The organism is Haloarchaeobius amylolyticus (genome assembly GCF_042678045.1).
GTDB classification, from domain to species: domain Archaea; phylum Halobacteriota; class Halobacteria; order Halobacteriales; family Natrialbaceae; genus Natrinema; species Natrinema amylolyticus_A.
Map to the genome: position 1 here is coordinate 204,174 of NZ_JBHUDI010000001.1, position 23,612 is coordinate 227,785.

Below are 23,612 nucleotides of genomic sequence, written 5' to 3' on the forward strand. Positions count from 1 at the left end.
TCTGAGCCGTCCTGTGGGTGCGCCGGGCACTCGAACACGCGAGACGGGCCCGTCTCAGTGATCTCCGTAGTCCTTCTCGCCGGCCTCGATCGGCACCTCGAGCCAGTTGTCCATCGGTGGCAGCGGACACTCGTACTGATCCGAGTAGGCACACGTCGGGTTGTACGCCTCGTTGAAATCGAGGATCCAGTCGCCGTCGCTCGTCCGGTGGCTGTCGACCTCGAGGTCGAGATACCGGCCAGCCCCGTAGGTCTCGTTTCCGCTGGTCGCGTCGCGGAAGGGCACCCACAGCCGGTCGTCGTCGGGTTCGGACTTGTAGGCCTGCAACGTTACGTCCTCGCCGTCGACCGTAAACTGGAACTCACCCCATTCGAGGTACTCCTGTTCGCCGTCCGTACTCGTCCCGACGGTGATCCGCTCTGGGTCGTCGTACTCCTCGAGGGGGAGTTCGAACCGGTAGTCCTCGTCGATGGGATAGTACTCGAGGCCGTCAAACGACTCGCGTTCGTCCGGCGAGAGCGGCGAGTGTGGATGCTCGCCGAAGTACTGATCCTTCTGTTCGCGCTGGGTCTCGATCGCGTCACGCCAGTCGGATGCCATCTGTACTGTTCGGTACGGACTCGACACATATGGTTCATCGGGCGACAGCGTTCGGATCGTCCTCGAATCGTTTCGAGGCCGAACGGCTCACAACGGGTGCTATGCTCGAGTTCCCTCGCCAGTGTTGGTGTTGATGTTGGTTCTCCGGTATTGACCAGCGGTTCATACGGTCTGCCGTAATGGTTTACAACTGACTGTCAGGAGTCCGTATCAGTGACGGGGGGATATGAACCGGCGATTTTGAGGTATCTGCCAGCACCGTCTGTGTCGTCACGGTCCATGCTATTTGAGGCACAAACGTGTTAGACCACTCATGGCTTCAGGCGGCCCTACTTCCAGCGGAAGTACTCGTCTCTCTACGGACGTAAAGACGAGAGTACAGTACTGGGCCCCGGCAATCGCCGTGAGTCTGACGACGTTCATCGTGGTCCTCAATGCATCCCTGATGAACGTGGCGATCCCCACGATGGTGGACGAGTTCGATACCACGGTCACCGTGATTCAAGGGGCGGTTGCACTCTACTCGCTGGTGACAGCTGCGCTGGTTCTCCCAGCCGGGACGCTGCCGTCTCGGCATAGTATTCGGCGTGTACTGACAGTCGCACTGATCGTCTATGCCGGTGGGACGCTGGTGGCGTCGATTAGCTGGAATACGACGATCCTCTATCTCGGCTGGTCGCTCATCCAGGGTTCCGCGGCCGCTGTGATATTTCCTCTGACGTTCACTGTACTGATACTCAGTTACGAAGACGATGACCGGGCGACGGCATTCGGACTGTTGGCTGGCGTGAGCGGGGTTGGCTCAACTATTGGACCGATTATCGGTGGCGCACTCACCACGTACGCGAGTTGGCGGTGGGGATTTACGTTGCAACTCGTCGGTGTGGGAGTCGTTCTCTTCTTCGCGCAGTATGTGAGCACGAACCCACTGTCAGAAACACCCAGTTCACTGGATAAAGGTGGGACAGCACTGTCAATCGTCGGTTCGACGTCGCTCGTCACTGGATTCCTTCTGAGCGGGAAATACGGATGGTTAGTCGAACGGCGGCCGTTTGTCGTCGGCGAGATGCAGTTCAATCCGTTCGGGACGTCGCCGGCGATCTGGTTTCTCGGAGTCGGACTGCTCGGGTTCGCCGCGTTCGTTCAGTACGAACGTCGACTGGAACGGGCTGGGAAGTCGCCGCTCGTTCCGTTGCACGTCCTGACGAACCGCCCGTTTTTGGCCGGCGTTCTCACCTACAACATGCGCTCGATCGTCTCGGCTGGCTTCTTTTTTATCTTCCCGGTCTATCTCCAGGCAGTACTCGGATACACTGCCTTTGAAACTGGGGTCGCGCTGTTACCGTATTCACTCGCGTCGATCCTTTTCTCGACGGTTACGCCCAACTGGAGGAAGTACATCTCGCCAAAGACCCTTATCCAGATCGGTATCGTGTGTATGGGCGTTGCGCTGGTGCTGTTGTACGAACAGACAGGCCCCGGTCAAACGATCGTCAGGATGGCACTCCCGGTGGCGCTTTACGGGGCCGGCGTCGGACTCATACTGGCACAGATCACCAATATGACGATGTCGGCCGTTCCGACCGCGTACTCCGCCGAGGCATCCGGCGTCCTGAACGTCAGCTATTCGATCGGGTTTTCTCTGGGGACCGCAGTGATCGGCTCGTATTTTCTCGGCCGATTCTATGGGAGTGTCGTCGATGGAGTACTCCGAGCGGAACACGAGACCGTTTCGGCCGAGCAACGAAATGATCTGGTGATCGCGCTCGAAGATGCAGCAGAGACGGCGACCGACGCCACACAGCAACAGTTCCTGAACCAGCTCACACCGACGCAACGACAGTTGCTCGAGGGGATCTTTGAGGCTGCGATGTTCGACGCACAACGGGCGGCGCTGCTCCTCCTCGTGCTGGTCGTGTTGTTCCTGCTTCTCGCATCGACGTTCTTGCCACGGCAGATACCGGACGCCGACGATCGAACCGACCTCCCCGAATCATCCCAGGATTCACCACGTGAGACATCTGAAACAGCCGTGGAAGACTAACCGAACACACCACACTGGACACCTCTGATGTAGGCTGTTGCGCGTTGGGCCAGACGGTATCGGAATTCAAGCCACGGACGAATCGAGAGCGAATCCCGATTGCGCACGTTGGAGTGCCGGTTCCGGACATCGATGCCGCGCTCGATTGGTACGAGGGGGTTCTGGACTTTCAGCGCCTCCTCGGTCCAGTAGAGGTCGACGGCGACGAAGACTCACAAATGGCAGAACTCTGTCGAGATGTCCTCGGCGAATTCGACACGGTGAGAATCGCACACACAGCGACTGGTAATTCTTCCACGTCTTTGTTGTCGACCCAGATATCGGCGAGTTCGCCGCTGAGATCGAGGATGCGGGAGGCAACCATCATACGGACATCTGGTATCTCTTTCCGGATCAAGAGTACCGGATGACCTACTGCAAGGACCCGCGGGAGAACATCATCGAAATCTACACCCATGGGTACCAGCAGACCTACAGCAATCAGGAGCAACCGCTTGCTTCACCGCTGTCGTTTCTCCGCTTTCTAGTCAGTATCTGGTTCGTGACTGTCACCACTCTCCGAGTCGTTATTCGTTTCTCCCGGCGGTGTGACGACCTTGCTAGAAGTGTGACTGGGTCGATCCGTCACGAGGGGGTAACACGACGGGAAAGACGTTCAGGAGAACCACCACCGACTTCATATCAATATATGTTGTGCATAAATAAATCAGTCATTCGTCTTGCACAGCGAGATTGATGTACGGGAGGACAAATTCGACGAGTTGGCGTTCGGCTTTTCGCAAGTGATTCGAGGCGGTCGTCTTCGTAATCTCCATTTCGTCGGCGATTTCTTCGAGCGTCACCTCGCGGGGGATTTCGAAGTAGCCCAGCTCGGCTGCCTTATTAAGAAATTCACGCTGCCGTGGCGGGATTGAGGCAAGCAGCTCCTGCCACTCGGCGCGGCTTGGCATCACTTCTCGCCGGAAGTCTTGTGTGATTCGCTCAACTGTTACAGCACCAAAGTCGGAGAGAAAGTCGATCGCTTCGGACAGTTCACTCCGATCCCTCAATAACAGGTCAAAGCACTCACACCCGTCGACTAATTCAGTTGGCCCGATCGGAAGGTAGCCTTCGTACATGAGCGCTTGGAGTGGAGTCACCTCGGGAAGTCGTCCGCGAAGTAGTACTGTCGCCGCTGCTCGTCCGTCTCGAGTCTGATAGCGTTCGATGACGTCGAGTGTGTTTACCGAGTCGTGTTCGCGAATTACTTCGAAGACGGCATCGCAGTCACGAGCTTCGATTGCGAGCATCCCGATGTATCGATTGTTGCGGAAGGTCGATGCGATAAACTCGCCGAAGACGTCGTGGTTGGCCAACTCTGCGGTCCAGTCGTTTTCATACTGGACACAAACCTTCGCAGTGAGCATCGTTCACAGTGATTCGCACCTGTCGGTAAAACCCCTCGTATCGGCAATAGAGAGTGTTAGTGTGACCATAGGTTGATGAGCTCTGCGACGGGGGTCGCTGGAGTAGTGAGGTAGTCGGCTCCCTCATCGATAACGGTTGGCGCTACCGTCGGAGTGACGAGGCGACGGGCCTTTTCACGTCGTTCTCGGTCGCTTAGCGGCCGTTCACGGGAGCCACGTGGTCGAGTCAGTGGCGATGCGTACGTCTCCGTGGCAGTTTCAATTTCGACGCGAGCGAGACACTCGTTAGGGAAGCGCTGATCGAGATCGTCGTCGACAACGAGATTGACACATTCTTCGAGAGAACGTATCTCCGCATCAGTTCGTGTCGCCGTTGTATGTTCAGCCTGCGTGAATCGTCCTCGAGAGAGGGCGGCCGCGATTGGATACGGGTAGGAGTACTGCGCTGCTTCGGGACTCTCCGGCTGACGTGTCTGGAGGTGTGTCGCCTCCTCAAACGTCGCTACGTGGATTGCGTTCACCAGATCTGGATCGATGTCGTACTCGTCGGTGAGTGTCAAGACAGCCTCGACACCGGGTTGGGCCCATCGACAGCATGGATAGGGCTTGAGATACCCTCGTGTCACGTGATGTACATCGTCAAGGGTATCGAGGACGTCACTTTCATCGAACACAGTTCCCGAGCCGGTAAAGCCAGACGCAGCGAGATGTGTCGCGACGACCCCCACGTACGCCCCCCACCCGATACCATCTTTGGTCATGCCGGGATTCTCGACGCCGCGCATGATCGGCGTCCGCGGCGCATGGTACTCAGCGACGCTCAGCGCGTGTGCCGTCGCTGTCGGCGAAAGATCAAACAACCGAGCGGTTGCCGCCGCCGCTCCGAGTGCGCCCCACGAGCCAGTTCCGGTGTAGACGTCATCGATGGTGTGGATCGCCAGTCCGGCCCGCACGGCGAGTTCGTAGCCGACGAATATCGCGTCGAGGAGGTCACCGATCGAAGCATCGACGGTTTCTGCGGCAGCGAGCGCCGGTGGTACGACGACGGCGGCGGGATGGCCCTTGACCTCGCGGTGACCGTCGTCAACGTCGAGAGCGTTAGCTGCGATGCCGTTGGCAAGCGCAGCACCTTCTGCTGAGACTGTCCTCGCCGAGTCGTCGAGGAGGGTAGCCTTGGCAGCGACCGCCTGCCCACCGAGGCGCGTCAGTGCGTATTCTCGGGTGATATCAACACCCGCTTGGCGGTAGCCTGCTGTTATCGCGGCGAGGGTATCGAGTGTTCGTACACGAACCTCGTTCGCTACCACCTCGGGAACGTCGTCGAGCCCTGCCGTCTGGACGAAGTCGACAGCCTGCTGTGTACCCATTACAGGTAGACGACGACTTGTTCGTTTTCCACGTCGACTTCGTATGTATCGACCGGCGGTTCGTCACCCTCGATAGATGCACCACAGTCGCAGCCGCCATCGGTGTCCACCGTGGACGCGTCAGTCGACGATGCTTCGACGGCTGTCTCGAACGACCGAGCACGAACCTTGTGGGGATTGAACACCGATTCGCCCGTCTCGATCTCGAACTCCCAGCCGTGCCACGGACACCGCAAGATGTGGCCGGCGTCTTTCCACTCGATATCGCCGGGCTCAGTGGCGGCTGTCGTGCCAGTCACCTTGCCCTCACACAGGGGCGCTCGCTGGTGCGGACAGTCGTTCTTGAGCGCGTAGTACTCTCCGTCAACGTTGAATACACCGACCGAGTGACCATCTAACTCGACGATCATTCGGTCCCCAGGCGGGAGTTCGTCAGTGGTGCAGATTTCAAATCGTTTGTCACTCATCGAATCACGTCCAGTCAGTCGGGAGGCTCTCGGGGTCGTCCGGGAGGTCGTAAAGTTCCTGTGCGTTACCGGCCATTACGGCGTGTTCCATTTCGTCGGGCATCGGTGGCAGTGCGTACAGTGGTGAGTCTGTATCCCAGTGTGGGTAGTCGCTGGCGAACATCACCGTGTCTTCAGCGTGCATCATCTCGAGAATCTGAAGGAGATGTTCGGGGTCGTCCGGTTCTTCAATCGGTTGGGTGGTAAATCGAACCTGGTCACGGACGTACTCACTCGGCGGTTTCTGCAGGTACGGGACCTGTGCCCGAAGCGCCTTCCAATCCTTGTCCATCCGCCACAGGAAGTGCGGAACCCAACTGAGGCCGCCTTCGATGACGACGAATTCGAGGTCTGGGAACTTCGGAAGGACCCCCTCGGCGACGAGACTCACGAGCTGTCCCATCGCGTACGTCCCGAGGAGGACGTGCCATTCGAAGTACGTGTTCGGATGTCCGGCTCCCGTCGCGGGACGCGTCGCGCCGTGGCCCTCCGTGTACGGGTGCATCGCAATTGGCAAGCCCATCTCTTCGGCGGCTTCGTACATGGGCCAGTAGTACTCGTGTCCATAGGGGAGTTGCGCCGCCATCGGCATCACAACCTGAACGATACGCGGATGGTCTCCCAATTCACGAATCATCTCGGCCATTCGCTCGGGTTTCTGTGGGGCTGCCAGGAGTGACCCGACGAATGGACCGCCTTCCGAAAGCCAGGTGTCGATAACCCACTTGTTGTTAGCTACGGCGAGTTCAGCCGCGTAATCGCGATTCGGCAGAGCAGTGAGGTTGAGATAGGAGTTGCCAGTCAGGATCGCGTAGTCGACACCGAACTCCTCGAGATGATGTTCTTTCATCTTCTCGACGCTCGAACCAGCAGGGCCGCCGTCATCAGGCACTGCATCGCGGCGTGAGAACTCTGCGACATTGTCGTAGAGTATCTCGGGCGCTTGGACGCCACGGTCTTTATACTGTTCAGGGAGATACTCGACGATCTCTGCAGGATCTGTCCACTTCTGGTGAATGTCGCAGTCGATAAGTGTCGGACCATTCACATCCGACGACGTCGATTGCGTAGTCTGTCGTCTGCTCATTGCACAAGAACACCAAACACCAACACGAGGGTAAGTTTCCGGGCAAACTTGTATCGTGTATTTAAGTATGGTTGGTAGAGACGAAAATCTAGATAAGCGCTCTCGCGCCCTCCTCACGCAGTTTGTCACGTAAGCAGGGCCAATCACAGTCTTCGTCTGTGGCAGGGCTGTGCAACTCGTCCGCCGAGCACGGGTAAGTTGCTAGTAGCCAAGCTGCGTGTCATGGCGCTTCTCGGTCGGACAGAGAACGTTGATCGTGTTTCCGCGGCCGAACACGTCGCATATCGCTGCGTGCTCTCTCGTTGTGCCGAACTGTGTTGGAGCTGTCTGGGAATTCACCAGTATCAATATAACCCTTGGAATTGTGGGTGTGAAATCTTAGGCCACTTACGTTCCGATCAGTAAGTATGTGCGATTCATCAAATCGGGGCACTATCGATGACTGAGCCACGCATTGCAACCTGTCAGTTTGAACCGGAACTCGGGAATATCGACGCGAATCTCGACCACATCGAACGACTAGCCGCTAGTGTCTGCGACAATACCGCCCTTGCTGTGTTCCCCGAACTCTGTGTCACAGGCTACGATGTTGACCTTGTCCAGTCGACCCAGATAGCCGTTCCAGGACCAATCACTGACCGTCTTCGAACAATCGTTCGTGAAACAGGCGTCGACCTCGTCGTCGGCCTTCCGGAAATTGATGGAGACACCATCTATAATTCGCTGGTGTATCTCTCGGCGGACGGTGTTGAGGGTGTCTATCGAAAACAACGACTGTGGGGCGCTGAAGCCGACTCTTTCAGCGCAGCGGCCGAGCCGACAGTTGTCGAGACGCCGGTTGGACGAGCTGGCTTCCTGTTGTGTTACGACCTGAACTTCCCCGAACTCGCACTCGAGTACAGCAACGCAGATTGTGATATCCTCATCGTGAGTGCAGCGTGGCGTGAATCGTTCGAGCGCGACTGGCGCGTACTCTGTCGTGCTCGCGCACTCGATCAGACGTGTTTCGTCGTCGGCTCGAATCACTGTGGCAGCCAGAGAGGACGTCGACACGCCGGCTCAAGCCTCATTGCAAGTCCCCAGGGAGAGATCGTCGCACAGACCACGACTGGCATCGCGACTGCATCGACGGCAGTTACCCCTGAAACGCTCTCGGTTGCCCGTGAGCGCAATCCAGTCCGCCAGTCCCGACGGAAAAACATGGATTGAGATCGTTCCCGCACTGATACGGTCTGCTGTCCCGTTGTCTCGGCGCACCTGCAGGACTGGTCACGAGTGTGCCAGAACCCGCTGACAGGTGTCCGTATGAAGCGCGAGGATTCTTTTGCAGAATGACGGGACATTCGACGTCTCGAGGCGACTTTTCTACTCCCTGAAAAGCATCGGGTTCATATGCTACGTATCCCTCAAACGGAGGGTGTGTTTTCGGTACGAATTGGCGCGTGTCTCCCGTTCGGAGTTCCGTGACGATCACAGCTACTGTCGATACCAGAATGGCCCGGTGCTGTTGACAACCCCTCATATAAAGGTTGTATTAATATGCGTCAATATACAGGGTCTTTGCTGAAGAACTACTTGCTATGGCAGGTCAACACACACGACGTGCACTTCTCAGAAGAGGAGGTGGTGTCGCCACAACGGCCGGGCTCGTGGGGGCATCGGGGTGCCTCACGCTCGCGACACAGTTTCAAAGTGGCTCGATTAACGTCAGCTCGAAGCGATTTACCGAACAGGAGGTGCTGGGCTATCTCGCATACGAGGTGCTTAACGCGAATACGGATCTCGATGTGGGTGACCAAGTTGGGCTCGGCGGCACAACGACGAACTTCCGTGCCTTAGAGTCCGATGAGGTTCAGTTGTACTGGGAGTATACTGGCACCGTCTGGCAAACGCTCCCACCAAAGCACGACACTGTCATTAGCGACCCAGCGACGCTCGCCGAGAAAGCCAGACAGGAGTTCGAAGCGCGTCACGACCTGACGCTCCTCCAGCTTGCTCCACTCAACAACACCTATGTCATCATGACCAACCCACAGTGGGGCCGCGACACTGGAGTCAAATCACTCTCTGACTTCGCGTCTTTCCTCGCCGACACAGAGGAGACGATCACGGTTGCACTGAACGCAGAGTTCCAAAACCGGTCAGACGGGTGGCCGGGCCTACTCGAGCACTACGGCCTGGATCGATACAAACAACAACTCGATGTCAGGAACATCGATTCTGGTCTCTTGTATCAGGTCGTCGGCAACGGAGAGGCAGATATTGGTGTCGGCTTCAATACCGATCCCCGTATCATCCAGTTCGACCTACGCGTGCTTGAAGACGACGAGCAGTTCTTTCCGGCATACAACGCCGTACCGATGCTCAGCACTGCAACACTCGAGGAGAATCCCTCGCTCCGTGACCCGTTGAATGCGACGAGCGAGACGCTCACCACCGAGCAGATGCGAAAGCTCAACAAGCGGGTCGCGCTCGATAAGGTGAACCCGCAAACTGTCGCGAAAGAGTATCTCTCACAGGAGGGACTCGTGTAATGATGAGAGACGTATTCGTTCCGTTAATCGTTGAGCAATCCATCGACTACTTCAACAAGAACCAGACACTCCTCTGGGAGCTGCTCGTCAACCACGTTATCGTCGTTCTCGATTCCGTGTGGCTTGCACTCCTTGTGGGAGTTCCCCTTGGGATCCTTGCAACCTACAATGACCGTCTCGGGAGCGTCCTCCTCTGGACGGCTGGGATGCTGATGACGATCCCGAGCGTCGCCTTGTTCGGTCTGTTGATTCCGCTCGTCGGTATCGGTGAGATACCGGTCGTTATCGCGCTCGTCCTCTACGCACAGTTGCCCATCATTCGAAACACCTACCTCGGCCTCACGCAGGTCGACGATGCGACTATTGAGGCCGGACGTGGGATGGGTATGACCAAAACGCAGCGCCTCTGGCGGTTGCAACTTCCACAGGCGATTCCGGTTATCATGGCGGGCGTCCGTAACGCCGTCGTCATTCTCGTCGGCATCGCTGCTATCGGCGCATTTATTGGGGCGAACAATCTCGGCAACCCCATCTTCAATGGGATTAGCGAAGCCTACCCAGCTGCGATCGTCGTCTCGACGATCATCGTCTCATTGCTTGCGCTCGCCTTCGATTATGGCTTCCGCGTTCTCGAACAGTTGTTTAGACTGCAAAATGGTGAAGACATCAACCCAACGCTCGGCACGCGACTAATCCAGCAGACCAAAGCATGACTGACACGAACACGACATCCACGACTGAAGAATCGAAGACGATGATCGAATTCGACAGCGTCACGAAGATCTATCCCGACCAGACGGTTGCGATAGAAGACATCAGTTTCGAGGTCGAACGTGGCACAACGACCGTGTTCGTCGGCCCCTCTGGATGTGGGAAAACCACGACGATGACGCTCGTCAATCGAATGCAGGACCCCACCGAGGGCACCGTCTACTACGACGGTACCGACATACAGGACTACGACAAAGTAGATCTCAGACGCGATATCGGCTACGTCATTCAGGAGATCGGACTCTTCGATCACATGACTGTCGGTGAGAACATCGCGACGGTTCCCGAACTCAAAGGATGGGACCGAGATCGGATTGACGAGCGCGTCGACGAGTTACTGGAGCTAATGAATCTTCCCCCGGAAACGTACCGCGACCAGCATCCAACCGCGTTGTCTGGTGGGCAACAACAGCGTGTGGGGGTCGCTCGCGCTCTCGCTGCAGATCCCAACGTTATCCTGATGGACGAACCGTTCGGCGCGCTTGACCCCATCACGCGCGAAGAACTCCAGGACGAGTTCCTCGACATTCAAGAGCGCATCGATACGACGATTCTGTTCGTTACTCACGACATCAACGAGGCGCTGAAGATGGGAGACAAAATTGCCATCTTCGACGTGGGTGAGCTCGTCCAGTACGGAACACCCACCGAGATCATCAGAGAGCCGGCTAACGACTTCGTTGAAGAGTTCATCGGGGCTGACCGGACACTCAAGGAACTGCAGATCACCTCCGTCCGCGACGTGATGCAAGACTGTGCCACCGCGAGAGACGGGCTTCAAGAGTCTGTCTCAGATATAACGGCCGGTGTCAAAACCGACGGCGGTGAACTTGTGCTTGCAGATGGCACAGGTGAGCAGTATGTGACGCCGACGGACTCAGTCGATATCGCGCTGTCGCGGATGATCCAGATCGATGCAACGTCGATCCCAGTCGTTGACGATGGTGAACTCGTCGGTATTATCTCGGAGTCTGATATCCGTGCTCATCAGTCCGCTGGAGGTGATCGTTAACGATGGCCCTTATCGATACGTTCGTGGCATCCTATCAGTATCTTGTCGACAACTTCGACGAGTTCCTTGGCCTGCTGACCGAGCACTTGACCCTCGTTCTTGTAGCAGTCGTACTTGCCATCACCATTGCCGTTCCACTTGGCATTCTCGCTGAACGGCATGACCGGGCAAAAGCGATAATTATGAGTGTTGGTAATATATCTCAAACGGTACCAACGTTGGCCATCATCGCGTTAGTCTTTCCCCTGCTCGGACTGGGATTTCTCCCTTCATTGGTCGGGCTGTTCACGTACGCGCTGTTACCGATTCTGACCAACACGGTCACCGGCCTCGAGAACGTGAACGAGAGCACTGTCGAAGCGGCCCGTGGTATGGGTATGACTGAAGGCCAGATCATGCGGAAAATCAAACTTCCGCTGGCGATACCCGTTATATTCGCCGGGATTCGAACCAGTGCCGTTCTCAGCGTTGGTACCGCCTATCTTGCGTTCTTCATTGGTGGCGGTGGTCTCGGCGTCTGGGTCATCTCTGGAATCTCGCTGTTCAATACACCCCAGTTGCTCGCCGGTGCAGTCCCTGGAGCACTACTGGCAGTTGGCCTCGACTCGCTCTTTGCCTTCATTGAGAGACAGCTCACGGGCGAAACACACGCTACGCAGTCACCTGCGGCCGGGTAGTGGGGGCGGTTTCCCAACTCATCTGGATCATTATGAATACGAGAATTAAACTTCGACGTACTGTTCTTCCCATTCACGTCGTTCTTGGATCTGCTCACGCCCGGCATCCGTGATCGCGTAATAGTTTGTCCGGCGGTCTAACTGGCCTTTTTCCACTAATTCCTTGTTGACAAGTGTATCCAAATTCGGATACAGTCGGCCATGATTGATCTCGGCACTGTAGTACTGCTCGACTTCTTCTTTAACGTCCTGGCCGGACGGCTGGTCAGCACTCGCGATCACATACAAGAGGTCGCGTTGGAAGCCGGTCAAATCGTGCATACACTGTTTTCAAGAAACAGCGTATTTGTTACCCTGCTTGTATATGCAACTCAGATATCTTATATTCCACCAAACACATCCTAAGCGTAGCTCTCATCCCTGTCTCAATTCCAAGTTTCCACAAATTCACCCCATCATGTCTTTTTCCAGATAGGAGGGTCTACACAGAGGTATTCGAATTATCGGGGTATGACACGCACCAACGGCAAACTGCAACCAGTGAGTCAAATACCGAGCAACTTCCGAACTGCATTACTGTTGTCGGACGCGGCGTCCCGTCGAACTTCGAGTTCTCCGTTGCCGGTGACATCGAAATGATGAGCGAAGATCCTGTAGAAGAGGCGACTGTCGTTACGAAGAACGCTGTTGAAGGTGCGATTGATGTCGGTGGCCAACGGTTCCGATTCTCTGACGAGTTAGCAAATGTCCACGTTACCGATTGGAACGGCGTGGAAGGTGGAGAGTCTCCGAGCACACCAACCATTCACATCGATTACGGCGCCCCTGACCGGTAGCAACGCAAATCTATCAGCCGATATTAGGTCGCTTGCGATTGCTGTTACTGCTGTCCGACAACGTCAGCAAAAGCTACGTTCTGCCGGACGTTCTCGATTTCGATCACTACTTGATCACCTGGTTTGGTGTCCGGCACAATGGTCACATAGTCTTCAGTTCTCACACGGGAGGAGGACTCTCGGAACGGTTTGGAGCGGAATCGAGGGGTGGGACCCGAGTCTCGGCCGGAATTACCTCGTCGCTCACACCATGATTCAACCTCTTTATGACTCAATTCCTACCGTCCCTGATTTCCAAAGAGTACTCAACACGCGAACCTGTGGCATGCGCTGGCCTTTCGCTCGGAACCACTTTGCTTACTGGCCTGTCCTGACCTCTAGTATAACTTCGAGAGAACATAGCAGACACTATCCTATCCGTTCTCTCACTCGATTGCTGGTCGAGACCTGAATATCGAGTTTCCCAGTGCTGCGAATCCAGTCGAGATAGCCCTGAAGCTGATCCGCTGCTCGTAATGCGGTGATCGTGTCGTAGTCTTCCCGTAGTTCTTCGTTCGTGAACACTGCGTGGATCTGCTTGTGGCACGGGCGACACAGCATCACTGTCGGACTGTCCGCCCGCTCTTCCGGTCGCAGGTGGTGTTCCTGAACGACTTGTGGATCACTGATGTTTTCATCAGGAATGATGCGCCGACAGAGTGCACATGTGGTCGGCATTACTGGAAGTACGAACGACTCAAGCAAAACAACTCGGGCTCACCACGTTAGGCTGCTGTGTCCACATGTCGGACGGTGTGGAGTTGTTACCGTGACCGCGGATCGGACGGCTGGTGGATAAATGGAGCACTGACATCGTAGCCAGCAACGTGCGCGTTCAGTTTTGCCGCCGCCGGCGACTCCCTAACAGCCACCTCGTCATAGCCCGCCTCGGTGAATACGTCGGTGATCCATCGCTTCCCGCGGAGGTTGAACTTCTGGTGGTACGCCTCTGCCAGATAGAGCCGATCGAGTGATTCGAGACGTGTTTCGATCCGGTCGCGGTTGAGATCACTCTCGTCCAGAACCGTCAGCAACTGGTCGTGTTGGGCAGCCGTCTCGGTGAACACGATATTCTGATACTGGCGTTTCTGGGGCTGCTGATACGGAGTATGTTCCGCAAACGCTCGCTCAAGGAGGTCTGTAAACGAGAGCTGTTCGGGATCGTATTCGACCTGGATAACTTCCGTGTGATCGCCAAGAACCTCATAGGACGGGTCAGATTTCGTCCCACCAGCATACCCGACGCGCGTCCGCACGACACCGTCAATGGCGCCGAACGCCGCATCGGGTCCCCAGAAACAACCGAGGCCGAACGTTGCCGTCTTCGTATCTTCCGGTACCTGGCTATCGAACTCTGTGACGACTGTCGGTGTGAGCATAATCGAGACGTAGTGAGGATTCGGCGCGTACATCGACTCTCGTGTCGCGGTCAATTAACCCTGTCTTCGCTTCACGCCTGCTTCAACAGAGCAGCCAATATGGATAGCTATGTCTCCGTTCCGTGCACGCGGACGGTACGCTGATCTGTGCTGTCCCAGGTTTCGACGCATACGGGAACGAACCGTCCTGAGCTACAGGATACGTCTCGAACACGAGCTCGAATCGTTTCGTTCCACCGGCAGGAACCGTCACAGTACGACTGTCCACGAGCTCTGGATCGTCGCCGACCACCAGAGTGACGTCACGCGTCACTTCTGCAGTCCCCGTGTCGACCTCGACGCCGCGACTCATCTGTGACTACGCTCGTTCCGGGCAGATGACTCATGCAGAGGCGTGAAAGCTGCTGGCAACGATTAGTCCACACCGAAGTTGGAGGAACAGCACCCACGTCACCCAATTGCTAAACTTCCTCGGTCGACGTCGTCCACACGGCTGAAGTCGTGGACTTTCTCCTGTTTCATGTACGTACAAGGGAAGCATCTCCCGTTCGGTGCAGCGGTTATACGGTCCGAAGGTCGTCTGTCGCCTGTGACCGGATGGCAGCTGCCGCAACTTCGTCGGCCCGCCTGATGAGTTCTGCTTCGATCGTCGCCGGCTCGACCGTCGTTCGACTCGTATGGGAGAGCACGATATGTGCCAGTTCGACTGGTAGGTCCACCGCTGCAACGACGTAGACACCGTAGTAGGGATGTCCGAGCAGGTTGTAGACCGGCGTCTCGGTCATCCCGTCGAATTCGGCGAGCTTGCTCACGTCGTGGATGAGTGCACCAGCAACCACCGTATCCACTGAGAGCGTGACCTCACGCCGCTCGAGAAGCGTCTCTGCGAGCGTGACGGCACAGGCAGTTACGTCCCGAACGTGACTTACCAGCCGTTCGTTCTCCAACCCTAACGCACGCTGTGTTGGGGGCAGCCACGGTACCTCGGTGAGGTCGTCGATGTCGTTCTCTTCGATAGCCATCGCCCACGCACTGGCGACGCCCGCTCGAAGGTCGTCGTCTTCGATCACCTCGAGTTCGGGAAACGCGGCCCTGACTACGTCCTCACTCATGCCTCTGGCATCAGTATTGATCAATAAAAATACCCGCTGTGCAGTGATGCTCACTTCGCAGCTTGCGCCCTCACCTGCTGCTTAGTTGGTAATACGATTTCTTTATTCAGAGTGGGTGATGAAACCAGTGCCCTAAGCAGAACGGTTGTGGATAGTCCCACCAAAAGTGGGAATATGGTGAAAGTGGATCAAAATGACAGTTAATCGTCTGGTTGCAGAGAGTGTTGTGAGTTGGTTTCTGTCTTGTACACGTCACCTTGGATGCGGACTTCATCGCGCTCGAGCAACCGATCACGTCCGCTCCTGTTCCAACTGGACCGGGTCAGCCGCCAGAGCGGCCGAATATTGCAAAGCGCAAATCCGATAACGATGAGCGTGAATCCGGCGACGGTCGCCATGGTGATTTGCTCCCCGAGGAATGCCGCACCGAAGATCGTCGCCACAACAGGTGATGCGTAGTTGATGAGGCTGACGTTCGTTGCACCGATTCGATTCAGCAAGGTGAAATACAGGAGGAACCCGCCTGCTGTCGCGACGATACCGAGGTAAATGAGCGCGGCTGCCGCTGACGGCGTCCACGTCACATCTCGGAACGATGCTCCTGAATAGGCGTAGGCTGTCGCGTGGAGAAATATCGCGCCGGTACCCATCGACCACGCGTGGAGGGACATCGTTGGGAGAACCGCCGTCCAGCGTTCTGTCAGCACGGACCCGAGCGCAAAGACGACTGCGGACGCCACGAGAAGTCCAACACCGATGAGTTGCCCGTCAAAGGACCCACCAGCAACTGCAATAGCGATTACCCCCGCGAGTCCAGTACAGAGGCCAATGACGTCAGTGATGTAGATCCGTTCTGTTGAAAGGACACGAATGGCGATGATCGGCGTGATAATCGGTGTGAAACTGATGACGATCGCGGCGATACCACTCGTGACGTAGCTCTGGCCGATGAACGAGAACGCAAAGTGCGCTCCAATGACGAGGATACCGTTCGAGAGAATGAGCGCGAGATCCGCTTTCGTCCGGGGGAGCCACTGGAGTCGGCTGAGTAGCACTGCTCCGATGAAGATAAACGCAGCAACGTCTAATCGGGCCGCTGCGAAGACGAGCGGTGGCAGGGTTTCTAGCCCGATCTCGATTGCTGTGAAGGCTGTTCCCCAGACGAGTGCGAGCGCGCCAAACAACAGCACGTCTTCTACCTTTGTCATGTTATCATTGCGTAATATGTGACTGCTTCAAAGTCGGTGTACTGTCTATCAGCGGCTCAACTAAACGATTTGCGAGGACCGTGATAACACAACTCAACGGCTGTAGAGCCGTGTGAGTCGTTCACCGAACACACTTCTTTTCCCGAATGAGTGATTGCGTTCAACAGTATCGAGCCGTTTGCGACGGCAGAGGTGAAATCCTTAGCCGTTGGCAGTTCTCAGCCCCTTTTGATCAGTATCGGAGAGATACGTTTCACTCACCATAGTAAGGTTCCTCCCGGTGATGCCTCGGTAAAAGTGGTGACTACCGCCGATCAAACTGGGCGGATATGAAGGCCGAGATATTTTGTTAGCAGTCGTTGTAGGCCTGCTATGGCAAACGACAAACAAGAATCCGAAACTGAGGCGGAATCGGCAGCTGATGAGACGGAGCGTGAAGGTGAGCGAGTGATGAGTCGGGCAGACGGTGCGAGGATCATCCGTGAAGTCGCTGATGGTGTCGAGAACGGGACAATCGACATCGAAGGAAAGAACGGCTTCACGGTGGCGGTTCCAGAGCACGTCGAGTTGGAAGTCGAGTACGAGGTTACCGACGACGAGGCCGAGTTCGAAGTTGAACTCGAATGGCAGATGGAAGACGGCGAACCGGTATCGGCGGACGAATGACACGGTTGACGGTGTCTATTGCAGCCAATCGTGGGAAAATCGTATCCGTTTATTCATCGATATGAGTGTTTGACTGACCGGATAACTACCTACCCAGAGAGCACCAGGCTCGGTCAACAGAGAGTTCAACCCAGTCACGGTCACGTGCACCGGCGGTTTTGTTTATTATAACCCAAGGAGAGATTCAAAGAATCGGATACCCTGGTAAGACAAGTGTCGCCGCCTTCACCGTTGCGCCGAAGTGGACCGATTCAGAGCGGGACGACGAACATATCCGCTGGGCGCGTGAGTTCCATCAGTCGTTGGAACCGTAGGCGGCCGACGGTGTCTACGTGAACTATCTCAGTGACGACGAGTCCGAACGAGTTCCCGAAGCGTACGGGGAGCGGTACGAACGCCTCCACGCCCTCAAACGCGAGTGGGACCCCGACAACCTGTTCCAGACGAACCAGAACATCAAGCCCGCCAACTGAACGACTGCTATTCGTAGGCATTCGGTTATTTCGTTTGTTGCTGAATATGCGCTCTGTGTTCAGCACATACTAGATGATCTACCCGATTCTTGTCAAAAACGATGTGACCGACTCTGAGGGAGTATGCACCACGGCGAGTTTGCGTACTTCAGTAAGAGTTGAGCCGAGGCTACTAGCCGCTTGGAGGAGTTGTCGAACAGAGGTCAGCAAAGGAGGAGACCGGGCGCCGAGTCGTTAGTTTGGTTCCCGAATGAATCCGAGGACTTCGTCGAGGAACTGCTCTGGCGCAGTAGCCAACCTGATGTGCCCGCCCCCGTCCATTATAGCGACTTCACTATTCGGGTGCATGTCATCGAGCAGGTCTATTCCCTCTCTGAATGGCTGGGAACTTTCGCTACCACCCAATAATAGGGCCGGCGTGGTCATGTTTTCAAACTGGGCTGGCTCGAACTCGTACCTTGCAACCGCTTGCATCTCTAGCGGCACAGTCTGCATCAGCTTCACCTGATCCTGCCAGTATGGGCTCGCCCGAAGCAAGTCAAATTCTTCAGGCAAGAGGTGAACGACATCCTGTAAGAACAAGACGAGTGCTTCCCCTTCCTTCCCGTTGTCCAGCAGTGCCATCACGTCAGTGAATGACTGTTCAGCCTCCTCGCCTTCATCCATAACCACCATTGGTTCGTATAGAATTAACCTGCGGACGTTGTCGGTTCGTCGAGCCGCCTCTAATGCGTAGAGCCCACCCGTGGAAATCCCAAGAGTGTCACTGGTTCGCCAATCACATCGACGACTGCAACCACGTCTTCGAATACCCGTTCGATTTCATACAGTTCATTATCGCCGCTCTCGCCGTGACCACGACGATCCATCGCGTAGACCGTGAAATGCTCCGCGAGGGGAGAACGGAGTTCCAACGCGTCCCACAATCTGATGATTCACCCTATGTAGTAATGCTATTTAACCACATAGCATTACCGTCTGAAACATTTCCAGGGTCTGGACGGGCCGAGACATCTCCTGGGTCAGTCCACCGAGAAACGATTCGCGCCTTCTATTCAGCAGACCCTGTCCAAACTCCCGAGTCGCTGTCAAGAGAGGAGAGGCGTGCTGGATACAAAGAATGTATGAACCACTTCCCTCCTAGTCCGCTGGCTTCACGTTTTGATTCAGCTGGAAGCGGTTCTCCGGGTCGTACTCGTTTTTCGACTCGACGAGTCGGTCGTAGTTCTCGCCGTATGCGTTCCGCTCACGGCCCTCGCGGTCGCCCTCGAAGTTGACGTACGTCCCGCCCGTCGCACCTTCAGCGAGCACATCGTGACACTCTCGCACCCACGCGATGCACTCGTCGTCTTTCGCTGGATCCTCCCAGCGTGCGCCGACGGTTACGATGTACTCCGTGTCCCGGTGTGGGTATGCGGTCGCATCCGACGCGACATCGTTGACAGCCCCGCCGACCTGATGGATAAGTACCTCGGATTGCGGGGTCGGGGACCGTTCAGCGGAGTCGATTATGGTGTTGATCGTCTCTTCGGTGAGGGCCGTGAAATTGGGCGCCTTCCAGTAGTTTCGGGCACCCTCAGCGTACAGCTCGTCCAGCAGGCTCTGGACCTCGGTATAGCGCATCGGTCCGACGGCGTCGGCGATGGGATCGCCGTACTCGCGGAGCGGTTCGAGCACCGCCTTGCCCTCATCGAGATCACCGGCGTAGAATCCCATCAGTATGAGAACCGTAGTTCCGTGGATCGCTTCAGGAAGGAACGGAAGCGGCGGCGCAGCGACGCTGTTCGCCCAGACAGTGCACTCCCGTGGTGCGCCTCGAGTAAACTCCTCGTAGCGGGCGAGCACGTCAGGTGCGTCCTCGTACGGGTAGACAATCGGCCCGAAGAGCACTTCCGGGCCGACTTCGTGGAGATCGAATTCGAACGACGTGATGATCCCGAAGTTACCGCTTCCGCCGCGGATCGCCCAGAAGAGGTCCGGGTTCTCGTCTTCAGTTGCGGTTACAAGTTCCCCGTCCGCGGTGACGACATCGACTGATCGAAGGTTGTCGATCGAAAGGCCGTATTTACGGCTGAGCCAGCCGATCCCACCGCCGAGTGTAACCCCGGCGACGCCGGTCGTCGAGATGACGCCACCGGGCGTCGCGAGGCCGAACGCCTGCGTCTCGTGGTCGAGGTCAGCCATCGTCGCCCCGGGCCCGACGCGGGCGGTTCGGGATGAGGGATCAACTCGTACTAATGCGATTGAGGATAGATCGATCGTGAGACCGTTGTCACAGATGGCGTTACCAGCGACGTTATGGCCGCCGCCTTTGACGGAGAGCGGGAGATCGCGATCGCGGGCAAACTCCACGGCGGTCATCACATCGGCTGCCCCGGCGGGGCGGACGATGACGGCCGGTTCCCGGTCGATCATCGCATTCCAGATCGATCGGGCCTCGTCGTAGCCGTCGTCTCCAGGCCGGAGCACCTTGCCGTGGGTTTCTTGCGCAAGCGTTTCGTATTCGGGTTCGTCGATCGGAGCGGTGATCGTCATGAGTTACGCCTCAAGCGAGGTACGATCACAGGGAATAGATAGGCATCTAGTGATAATCTGGCAGGCATTGCTGGTCATGCAACTGTTGCAAGAGCACACCACGGTGCACAAGAAAGGCAGTTTTCTTCGGGTCGATGGATCAATAGAGTAAATTTCTGAATTGGGTTATCAAACCACTGCCAAGATTAGTCTGCTGAATACGCACTACGCGAAACGGACAGGCTACACGTTTGAGACGTGAAGACCACACTGCTCATCGATTGCGGAACCAGTTCGATATTACATATACACTGTTCGATGAAACAACCGTACGATACACAGGTCGGCTGGCAGGTGTTAGTCCGGAATCTTAATGATCTGACGGCTGTGGCGGCGGATAAAGGATACGACTGGGAAGCACTTCGGACGAAATTACGTGCCGAAGGTGTCACACCGCTGATTCCGCAACGCGGTCCAGGTTTGCGGGGGTGGGCAAGGAACCTACTCATCTACGATCGGACGTATCACCAGCGCTCGAACGCTGAGTCGGTGTTTTTCGGATTGCGACAGCGATACGGTGAGACGCTGTGGGCGAGAACGTGGTTTGGACAGTTCCGAGAACTCGTCATGAAATCAGCGGTGCGAAACATCGAACACGCAATCGAGGAGTTAAATCGCTGAATTCAGTCGTCTAAACAACGCCCAGAGCATGGATTCAGCACGACAGGAGTGATCGAACTACATCCGTGTGATCATGCTGTGTCCATGTCCAGCGTCTCTTGGAGAGGCTCGACACGAAACACGTAATCCGCGTAACTGCCATCAAGATTCGTGGGACTCTCTTCGTCGGCATGCTCTTGACAGAGAACGGCCTCTGCCTCAACGGCACCGTGCCCGGTTTCTTCCTGATATCGTTCGAGGACGACAAACGTCGCCCTCTCGGTGCAGCCGCGACGGTGGCACTCGGGAAGCGAGTCCGGAACTCTGTCTTCGCGTCGGTTCTCGTCGTCTGTTTGCTTCTCTCGTCCGTTTTCCGTGTCTGCCATCCTTGTCCCCTAGGGAAGCAAGCGAAATAATGCTGTGGTCGTTCGTGATCTCGTGCCGCATTCGCGCTATGGATTCAGCAGCGGCTGAGACTTCTACCAGAATCCTGTCAGGAACTGCGTGCGAGATAAAGAGGATGAGTTCCGCAGTAACACCCATAACTCGTATTCAACTCAACGATATAGCTCGAACCGATGCCAGAGGAAGACCGTTTCGAAGTCGAGGAACAAGAGACGTTGGCCCACATGGAACAGATGCCGTCAGCGGCGGTGCTAGATTCGCTGATTGAAAGCGGGCTGCACGAGATGGAGCGAGAACGGTCGGGGTTGTTGCTCTCCGGGTTTTCGGCCGGACTCGACATTGGCTTCGGGCCCCTTCTCATGGCAGTCGTACTGACTCTGTCGGCGGGAACTTTCGGGGACCTCTCGACGGAAATTCTTCTGGCCAGTGTGTACGCTGTCGGGTTCATGTTCGTCATCCTTGGGCGGTCAGAACTGTTCACCGAGCACACCACCCTCGCTGTGATTCCGGTGCTCGACCGACAGGCTTCTATCGGCCAATTGGGACGACTGTGGGGCCTCGTCTACGTGGGCAATATCGTCGGTGGGGCTGTCTTCACGTTCTTGGCGGTGTTACTCATGCCAGGCCTCGGCGTGGTTTCGCCTGAGGCGTTCGGAACTATCGCACATAAACTCGTCAGCCACGACCTCTCCTGGCTGTTCGTCGCTGGCATCTTCGCGGGATGGTTGATGGGGCTGATGGCCTGGCTGATCACTGCCGCCCAAGAAACGATAAGCCGAATATTTATCATCTGGCTCGTGGCCGCAACGATCGGTATCCTTCATCTCCCTCACGCTATTGCCGGAAATGTGGAAGTCCTTTTCGGCCTCTTCACGTCCTCGGCCGTATCGGTGAGTGATTATCTGGCGTTCCAGGTGCTGGCCACAGCCGGCAACGCTGTAGGCGGCACAATCTTTGTGGCCATATTGAAATACGGACATGTCGTTCGTGGCGCAAAGTAAGAATAAAAGCGGCCGCGCGCACGTGGGGTTGAGTTGAAGCCTCCGCGATTCTGATCAATCGCTCGGTGTTCTGCTGGATATGCGCCCTCGGTCTTGTTTAGACGGTCGATATCATCTGAGTTAGGCCCTGAGAGATTGTTCGATGTTTCTAACGGCGGCCTTAAGAACGAGTTCTCGGAACTGTCCAAACCACGTTCTTGACTTAAGTGTTGAATCAAAACGTTTGCGCAGCGCGAAAAATATCGATTCTGCGATAGACCGTTGATGGTAGGTTTCATCATCAATCCGAGCATTGTGTGCTACATCGAGCGAGTAGAACTCACGATGCTTGATGACCGGTCTAATTCCCTCTTTTCGCAGCATGTGGCGGAGTTCGTCCCAGTCAAACCCTTTATCAGCGACGATAGTTTCCACGGTACTGAGATTTCTTTTCAGAACTTGCCACGCAATCTGCGTGTCGTGTGGTAGGTTCATCGAGCAGTGTACATCGAGAGTAGCCCGCGTAGAACAGTCTACAAGAATAGTGGTTTTGACCGACTCAAACGTCCCTTTGATGCGCTTTGCGTAGTTGTGACTCGACAAGCCATACTAGTCGAGTCGATTGCCTGTGCCTCTCCAGTATCGAATAGTTCCGCAGTCGGCTGCAACAGCATTCGCCAGATAGGCATCTTGAGATCTTGCTTTCGAGCACAAACAGTGGTGAAATCCGGTAGCTCATCTGACGAAAGACCAAGTTTAGCGACAATAGCAGGCATTTCCCGAAGCACATCTAACAGTTGTCGGTAGAAGTGATCGAGGTATTCTCGAAGGCCGTAAATCGCCGCGATCACCCAATCAGCATAGCCATCTTTTCCTTTGCTGAAGGGTTTTCACAGATCGCTTCCGACAGCTTTTGAGATAATTCGACGCATCGTTCGGTGAAGCGGGCCAATTCGGAGTGCACATCCACCTGTGCTCGCTTCATTTCCTAGAAAATCCAGACATAGAGGCAATATTACTAGCGTCTAAACACGGCCCGCGCCATCTATTCAGCAGAGGTTGCAAGAGTAACAAGTGGCCTGTTAGTTAGTGATGATGCGCTTGCCGGAGTGCATCTGCGGTCGCTGTGCCAGAAATCCGGATGTATTTCTGGGCAGTGACTCGGCTGCTTCGTTCACCCGCCTATTGATCGTTGAGCGCGAATGCGGGAACGAATCGTCCTCTGAAGCACGAGACGGCCAATATTGGCCGTCTCAAAACGATGGTTCTGTTAGGGATTGGATACATCCGTGAGGAGCGAACTCGTCACCCAACCCCGCACTCGAACCGTATCTCA

The 23,612-nt window shown here is 56.0% G+C and carries 23 protein-coding genes and 4 pseudogenes; 12 read left to right on the forward strand and 15 right to left on the reverse strand.

The genetic code is table 11. From position 1 onward, the window contains the following. Window positions 1-54 precede the first annotated feature (54 nt). Window positions 55-600, reverse strand: coding sequence for a DUF1684 domain-containing protein (locus ACFR99_RS01015; RefSeq protein WP_390283451.1), 546 nt, complete (start codon window positions 598-600; stop codon window positions 55-57). 403 nt (window positions 601-1,003) lie between these two features. Between ACFR99_RS01015 and ACFR99_RS01020 the strand changes: the two genes are divergently transcribed. Continuing rightward, window positions 1,004-2,644, forward strand: a complete 1,641-nt coding sequence (locus ACFR99_RS01020) for an MFS transporter (RefSeq protein WP_390283453.1) — start codon at window positions 1,004-1,006, stop codon at window positions 2,642-2,644. A gap of 113 nt (window positions 2,645-2,757) precedes the next feature. After that, window positions 2,758-3,054 carry a VOC family protein gene (locus ACFR99_RS01025; protein ID WP_390284150.1) on the forward strand — a complete coding sequence of 99 codons (297 nt, stop codon included), beginning with the start codon at window positions 2,758-2,760 and terminating at the stop codon, window positions 3,052-3,054. Window positions 3,055-3,354: 300 nt separating this feature from the next. Here the strand turns inward: ACFR99_RS01025 and ACFR99_RS01030 are convergent, their stop codons facing one another. From ACFR99_RS01030 to ACFR99_RS01045, 4 genes are read right to left on the reverse strand one after another with little or no spacing between them, the layout of a single operon-like run. Continuing rightward, window positions 3,355-4,050, reverse strand: a complete 696-nt coding sequence (locus tag ACFR99_RS01030; RefSeq protein WP_390283456.1) for a helix-turn-helix domain-containing protein — start codon at window positions 4,048-4,050, stop codon at window positions 3,355-3,357. Window positions 4,051-4,106: 56 nt separating this feature from the next. Further along, window positions 4,107-5,417, reverse strand: a complete 1,311-nt coding sequence (locus ACFR99_RS01035) for an MmgE/PrpD family protein (RefSeq protein ID WP_390283458.1) — start codon at window positions 5,415-5,417, stop codon at window positions 4,107-4,109. Further along, window positions 5,417-5,884 (reverse strand): Rieske (2Fe-2S) protein, encoded by a 468-nt coding sequence (locus tag ACFR99_RS01040; protein WP_390283461.1) that lies wholly within the window; start codon window positions 5,882-5,884, stop codon window positions 5,417-5,419. Before ACFR99_RS01040 ends, ACFR99_RS01035 begins: the two co-directional genes overlap by 1 nt. A 4-nt stretch (window positions 5,885-5,888) precedes the next feature. Then, entirely contained in the window at window positions 5,889-6,971 is a 1,083-nt protein-coding gene (locus tag ACFR99_RS01045; RefSeq protein WP_390283464.1) for an amidohydrolase family protein, read from the reverse strand. Between the two features lie 477 nt (window positions 6,972-7,448). On the opposite strand from ACFR99_RS01045, the gene ACFR99_RS01050 reads away from it, so the two are divergent. From ACFR99_RS01050 to ACFR99_RS01070, 5 genes are all read left to right on the forward strand, one after another. Further along, window positions 7,449-8,219 (forward strand): carbon-nitrogen hydrolase family protein, encoded by a 771-nt coding sequence (locus ACFR99_RS01050; RefSeq protein WP_390283467.1) that lies wholly within the window; start codon window positions 7,449-7,451, stop codon window positions 8,217-8,219. A gap of 440 nt (window positions 8,220-8,659) precedes the next feature. Next, the gene (locus tag ACFR99_RS01055) at window positions 8,660-9,544 is read left to right on the forward strand and encodes a glycine betaine ABC transporter substrate-binding protein (protein WP_390283470.1); all 885 of its coding nucleotides are present in this window, start codon (window positions 8,660-8,662) and stop codon (window positions 9,542-9,544) included. A gap of 2 nt (window positions 9,545-9,546) precedes the next feature. Beyond that, a complete protein-coding gene (locus ACFR99_RS01060; protein ID WP_390284152.1) occupies window positions 9,547-10,257 on the forward strand; it encodes an ABC transporter permease in 711 nt (236 codons plus the stop codon). Beyond that, window positions 10,254-11,327, forward strand: a complete 1,074-nt coding sequence (locus ACFR99_RS01065) for an ABC transporter ATP-binding protein (RefSeq protein ID WP_390283473.1) — start codon at window positions 10,254-10,256, stop codon at window positions 11,325-11,327. The genes ACFR99_RS01060 and ACFR99_RS01065 overlap by 4 nt, the downstream gene beginning before the upstream one ends. A 2-nt stretch (window positions 11,328-11,329) precedes the next feature. After that, window positions 11,330-12,004, forward strand: a complete 675-nt coding sequence (locus tag ACFR99_RS01070) for an ABC transporter permease (protein ID WP_390283477.1) — start codon at window positions 11,330-11,332, stop codon at window positions 12,002-12,004. A 45-nt stretch (window positions 12,005-12,049) separates the two neighbouring features. Here ACFR99_RS01070 and ACFR99_RS01075 read toward each other — a convergent pair whose 3' ends face one another. Continuing rightward, window positions 12,050-12,325, reverse strand: a complete 276-nt coding sequence (locus ACFR99_RS01075) for a PadR family transcriptional regulator (RefSeq protein ID WP_390283480.1) — start codon at window positions 12,323-12,325, stop codon at window positions 12,050-12,052. A 251-nt stretch (window positions 12,326-12,576) separates the two neighbouring features. Between ACFR99_RS01075 and ACFR99_RS01080 the strand changes: the two genes are divergently transcribed. Further along, window positions 12,577-12,840: a hypothetical protein gene (locus ACFR99_RS01080; RefSeq protein ID WP_390284154.1), complete on the forward strand. Its 264-nt coding sequence runs from the start codon at window positions 12,577-12,579 to the stop codon at window positions 12,838-12,840. A gap of 44 nt (window positions 12,841-12,884) precedes the next feature. On the opposite strand, the pseudogene ACFR99_RS01085 reads toward ACFR99_RS01080, so the two are convergent. From ACFR99_RS01085 to ACFR99_RS01105, 5 genes and pseudogenes are all read right to left on the reverse strand, one after another. Continuing rightward, window positions 12,885-12,989: pseudogene (locus tag ACFR99_RS01085) on the reverse strand (TRAM domain-containing protein); the annotation flags it as partial. A 259-nt stretch (window positions 12,990-13,248) separates the two neighbouring features. Then, window positions 13,249-13,557: a hypothetical protein gene (locus ACFR99_RS01090; RefSeq protein WP_390283483.1), complete on the reverse strand. Its 309-nt coding sequence runs from the start codon at window positions 13,555-13,557 to the stop codon at window positions 13,249-13,251. Between the two features lie 86 nt (window positions 13,558-13,643). Next, on the reverse strand, window positions 13,644-14,261 hold the full coding sequence (locus ACFR99_RS01095) for a peptide-methionine (S)-S-oxide reductase MsrA (RefSeq protein ID WP_390284156.1): 618 nt from the start codon (window positions 14,259-14,261) through the stop codon (window positions 13,644-13,646). A gap of 557 nt (window positions 14,262-14,818) precedes the next feature. After that, on the reverse strand, window positions 14,819-15,370 hold the full coding sequence (locus tag ACFR99_RS01100) for an HD domain-containing protein (protein ID WP_390283486.1): 552 nt from the start codon (window positions 15,368-15,370) through the stop codon (window positions 14,819-14,821). Window positions 15,371-15,570: 200 nt separating this feature from the next. Then, window positions 15,571-16,578: a DMT family transporter gene (locus tag ACFR99_RS01105; RefSeq protein ID WP_390283489.1), complete on the reverse strand. Its 1,008-nt coding sequence runs from the start codon at window positions 16,576-16,578 to the stop codon at window positions 15,571-15,573. Window positions 16,579-16,950: 372 nt separating this feature from the next. On the opposite strand from ACFR99_RS01105, the gene ACFR99_RS01110 reads away from it, so the two are divergent. Both ACFR99_RS01110 and ACFR99_RS01115 read left to right on the forward strand, forming a co-directional pair. After that, entirely contained in the window at window positions 16,951-17,244 is a 294-nt protein-coding gene (locus tag ACFR99_RS01110) for an amphi-Trp domain-containing protein (protein ID WP_390283491.1), read from the forward strand. A gap of 332 nt (window positions 17,245-17,576) precedes the next feature. After that, entirely contained in the window at window positions 17,577-17,717 is a 141-nt protein-coding gene (locus ACFR99_RS01115; protein ID WP_390283493.1) for a BBE domain-containing protein, read from the forward strand. Between the two features lie 234 nt (window positions 17,718-17,951). On the opposite strand, the pseudogene ACFR99_RS01120 reads toward ACFR99_RS01115, so the two are convergent. Beyond that, a pseudogene (locus tag ACFR99_RS01120) lies at window positions 17,952-18,586 on the reverse strand (alpha/beta fold hydrolase). A 271-nt stretch (window positions 18,587-18,857) separates the two neighbouring features. Next, the gene (locus tag ACFR99_RS01130) at window positions 18,858-20,252 is read right to left on the reverse strand and encodes an FAD-binding oxidoreductase (protein WP_390283502.1); all 1,395 of its coding nucleotides are present in this window, start codon (window positions 20,250-20,252) and stop codon (window positions 18,858-18,860) included. A 202-nt stretch (window positions 20,253-20,454) separates the two neighbouring features. Here ACFR99_RS01130 and ACFR99_RS01135 point away from each other — a divergent pair. After that, window positions 20,455-20,912 (forward strand): annotated as a pseudogene (locus ACFR99_RS01135) (transposase); the annotation flags it as partial. A 71-nt stretch (window positions 20,913-20,983) separates the two neighbouring features. On the opposite strand, the gene ACFR99_RS01140 reads toward ACFR99_RS01135, so the two are convergent. Continuing rightward, window positions 20,984-21,277 carry a hypothetical protein gene (locus ACFR99_RS01140; protein ID WP_390283505.1) on the reverse strand — a complete coding sequence of 98 codons (294 nt, stop codon included), beginning with the start codon at window positions 21,275-21,277 and terminating at the stop codon, window positions 20,984-20,986. A 243-nt stretch (window positions 21,278-21,520) separates the two neighbouring features. On the opposite strand from ACFR99_RS01140, the gene ACFR99_RS01145 reads away from it, so the two are divergent. Further along, the gene (locus ACFR99_RS01145) at window positions 21,521-22,297 is read left to right on the forward strand and encodes a formate/nitrite transporter family protein (RefSeq protein WP_390284157.1); all 777 of its coding nucleotides are present in this window, start codon (window positions 21,521-21,523) and stop codon (window positions 22,295-22,297) included. Between the two features lie 120 nt (window positions 22,298-22,417). On the opposite strand, the pseudogene ACFR99_RS01150 reads toward ACFR99_RS01145, so the two are convergent. Further along, window positions 22,418-23,240, reverse strand: a pseudogene (locus ACFR99_RS01150) (IS5 family transposase). Window positions 23,241-23,612 lie beyond the last annotated feature (372 nt).

What these genes read in the sequence shown, in the direction of transcription:
- ACFR99_RS01015 (WP_390283451.1), bottom strand. Translation starts at nt 600, where the DNA reads ATGGCATCCGACTGGCGTGACGCGATCGAGACCCAGCGCGAACAGAAG.
- ACFR99_RS01060 (WP_390284152.1), top strand. Translation starts at nt 9,547, where the DNA reads ATGAGAGACGTATTCGTTCCGTTAATCGTTGAGCAATCCATCGACTAC.
- ACFR99_RS01065 (WP_390283473.1), top strand. Translation starts at nt 10,254, where the DNA reads ATGACTGACACGAACACGACATCCACGACTGAAGAATCGAAGACGATG.
- ACFR99_RS01090 (WP_390283483.1), bottom strand. Translation starts at nt 13,557, where the DNA reads ATGCCGACCACATGTGCACTCTGTCGGCGCATCATTCCTGATGAAAAC.
- ACFR99_RS01075 (WP_390283480.1), bottom strand. Translation starts at nt 12,325, where the DNA reads ATGCACGATTTGACCGGCTTCCAACGCGACCTCTTGTATGTGATCGCG.
- ACFR99_RS01130 (WP_390283502.1), bottom strand. Translation starts at nt 20,252, where the DNA reads ATGACGATCACCGCTCCGATCGACGAACCCGAATACGAAACGCTTGCG.
- ACFR99_RS01140 (WP_390283505.1), bottom strand. Translation starts at nt 21,277, where the DNA reads ATGGCAGACACGGAAAACGGACGAGAGAAGCAAACAGACGACGAGAAC.
- ACFR99_RS01100 (WP_390283486.1), bottom strand. Translation starts at nt 15,370, where the DNA reads ATGAGTGAGGACGTAGTCAGGGCCGCGTTTCCCGAACTCGAGGTGATC.
- ACFR99_RS01030 (WP_390283456.1), bottom strand. Translation starts at nt 4,050, where the DNA reads ATGCTCACTGCGAAGGTTTGTGTCCAGTATGAAAACGACTGGACCGCA.
- ACFR99_RS01145 (WP_390284157.1), top strand. Translation starts at nt 21,521, where the DNA reads ATGGAACAGATGCCGTCAGCGGCGGTGCTAGATTCGCTGATTGAAAGC.
- ACFR99_RS01035 (WP_390283458.1), bottom strand. Translation starts at nt 5,417, where the DNA reads ATGGGTACACAGCAGGCTGTCGACTTCGTCCAGACGGCAGGGCTCGAC.
- ACFR99_RS01040 (WP_390283461.1), bottom strand. Translation starts at nt 5,884, where the DNA reads ATGAGTGACAAACGATTTGAAATCTGCACCACTGACGAACTCCCGCCT.
- ACFR99_RS01110 (WP_390283491.1), top strand. Translation starts at nt 16,951, where the DNA reads ATGGCAAACGACAAACAAGAATCCGAAACTGAGGCGGAATCGGCAGCT.
- ACFR99_RS01050 (WP_390283467.1), top strand. Translation starts at nt 7,449, where the DNA reads ATGACTGAGCCACGCATTGCAACCTGTCAGTTTGAACCGGAACTCGGG.
- ACFR99_RS01105 (WP_390283489.1), bottom strand. Translation starts at nt 16,578, where the DNA reads ATGACAAAGGTAGAAGACGTGCTGTTGTTTGGCGCGCTCGCACTCGTC.
- ACFR99_RS01070 (WP_390283477.1), top strand. Translation starts at nt 11,330, where the DNA reads ATGGCCCTTATCGATACGTTCGTGGCATCCTATCAGTATCTTGTCGAC.